Consider the following 2,108-nt stretch of genomic DNA (forward strand, 5'->3'; position numbering starts at 1 on the left):
GGCGGTGGGGCGCCATTCCGGGCGGGCCAGGACGGCGAGGCCGCGCGGCTGCAGCGCCGCGAAGGCTTCCTCGTCGCTCTGGTCGTCGCCCAGGTAGGCGATGGCGGCGTCGTCGTCCAGCTCCGCCAGGACGGTGCGGACGGCGTCGGCCTTGCTCCTCTCGCCCACGCGCAGTTCGATGCCGCCATCGAACTCCAGCAGCGCCATGCGCGGGCGGAAGGAGAGCGGCATCCAGCGCAACAGGGCCTTGCTGCGGAGTTCGGCGGCCGCGCTCTCGGGCAGGCCGCGCCAGTGCAGGGCGATGCTGCCGGGCTTGAACTCGGCCAGACGCCGGGCCCCAAAATGCTCCAGCCAGGCGGAGGCCTCGGCCAAAGTCTGGCGGGCGTCGGGATCCACGGTCACCAGTTCGCAGGAGCCGTCGGGCTTGAGGCGCTGCAGGCCGTGCGCGCCCCAGATCTCGGGATAGGGAAGGATGCCCAGCAGGCGCACCACCTCGCCGGCGGGGCGGCCGGTGATCATGACCACGCGCGTGCCGGCGTGCATGATCTCCTTGAGCAGACCGGGCACGCCCGGGTAGGGGAGGGCGCGTGCACGCTGCTCGCGGAACGGCGCCAGGGTGCCGTCATAGTCGAGCAGCAGGGCGGCCTGGCGGGCGCGCGCCAGCCGCTCCAGAAACTGTTCGCGGTCCACGATCTCGCCGGCGGCGGCCATGCGCGTCCTCACGCCACCGTCCGGCGGGCGCCGGCCGAAACCCCCAGGTCTTCCGGAGCCTCCAGGCGCAGGTTGCACAGGTCGGCCATCAGGTTGCCGGCCCAGCGGTACACATTGTTCTCCTTGACCACCTGGCGCAGGTGGCGCATGCGCGCGCGGCGGTCGGCAGGATCCATCTCCAGCGCCAAGTGGATGGCCTGCGACATCTGGTTGATGTCGTAGGGGTTCACCAGGAGGGCGTCGTGCAGTTCGTGCGCGGCCCCGGTGAAGCAGCTCAGGATGAGCATGCCTTGCTCGTCGTCGCGCGCGGCCAGGAATTCCTTGGCCACCAGGTTCATGCCGTCGTGCAGGGAGGTGACCAGGCACGCGTCGGCGGCGCGGTAGAAATGCCGCAGCTCTTCGTGACTGTGCTGGCGCTTGAGGAAGACGATGGGCTTCCAGCGCTCCCCCTGGAAACGCCAGTTGATACGCTCGGCCTCGCTCTCTACTTCCGCATAGAGATCGTGATAGCGCTTGATGTGGGTGCGGCTCGGCGCTCCCACCTGCACGAAGGTGAACTTCCCCTGGTAGCGGGGGAACCTCTCCAGGAAGCGCTCCACCGCCAGCAGGCGTTCCAGGATGCCCTTGGTGTAGTCCACCCGGTCCACGCCCACGCCCAGGAAGAGCGCGTCCACACCCAGGTCCTTGAGCAAGGCGTTGCGCTCGACGGAGGCCACGTCGACGGGCCGCGAGGTGAGGTCTTTGCTCTCCTTGGGTTCGTGAAACTCCACGCTGATGGGATAGGGGCGGACCAGGGTGAGATGATCGCGGCGTTGGACCGAGAAGTGCTCCCAATCGGCACGCGATTCCAGCGCCCGGTCCACCGTCTGCATGAAATTGTTGCAGTGGGACTGGATGTGGAAGCCGATGAGATCTGCGCCCAGCAGGCCGTCGAGCAGTTCGCGCTGCATGGGACAGATGCCGAAGACCTCGGGATTGGGCCAGGGGATGTGCCAGAAGATGGCCACCCGTACCTCGGGGCGCTGTTCCTTGACCAGGCGGGGCAGCAGGGCGAAGTGGTAGTCCTGGGCCAGGAGCACGGGATTCTCCGTGTCACGCATCTCCTCCAGCAGCGCGTCGGCGAACTTGCGGTTGACGTTCTGGTAGTGCTCCCAATCGGCGGCGCGGAAGAGTGGCCGGGTGTGGGCGATGTGGCAGAGGGGCCACAGCCCTTCGTTGGAGAAGCCGTAGTAGTAACCCTCCTCCTCTTCCTTGGTGAGCCAGATGCGGCGGAGCTGGTAGATCGGATGCTCGGGCGGCACGGCGATGCGATCGTTGCGGTCGACCGTCTCGCGGTCGGCGGAACCGCTGCCGTGCGCGATCCACGTCCCCGAGCATGCGCGCATCACGGGCTCGAG

The 2,108-nt window shown here is 68.2% G+C and carries 2 protein-coding genes; both read right to left on the reverse strand.

The genetic code is table 11. The features are described 5' to 3' along the window. The coding region (locus VEG08_01540) for a trehalose-phosphatase (GenBank protein HXZ26659.1) at window positions 1-711 on the reverse strand (711 nt) is incomplete at its 3' end. A gap of 8 nt (window positions 712-719) precedes the next feature. After that, on the reverse strand, window positions 720-2,108 hold a 1,389-nt coding region (locus tag VEG08_01545), incomplete at its 5' end, for a trehalose-6-phosphate synthase (GenBank protein ID HXZ26660.1).

It is taken from the genome of Terriglobales bacterium (genome assembly GCA_035624475.1).
Taxonomy (GTDB): domain Bacteria; phylum Acidobacteriota; class Terriglobia; order Terriglobales; family Acidobacteriaceae; genus DASPRL01.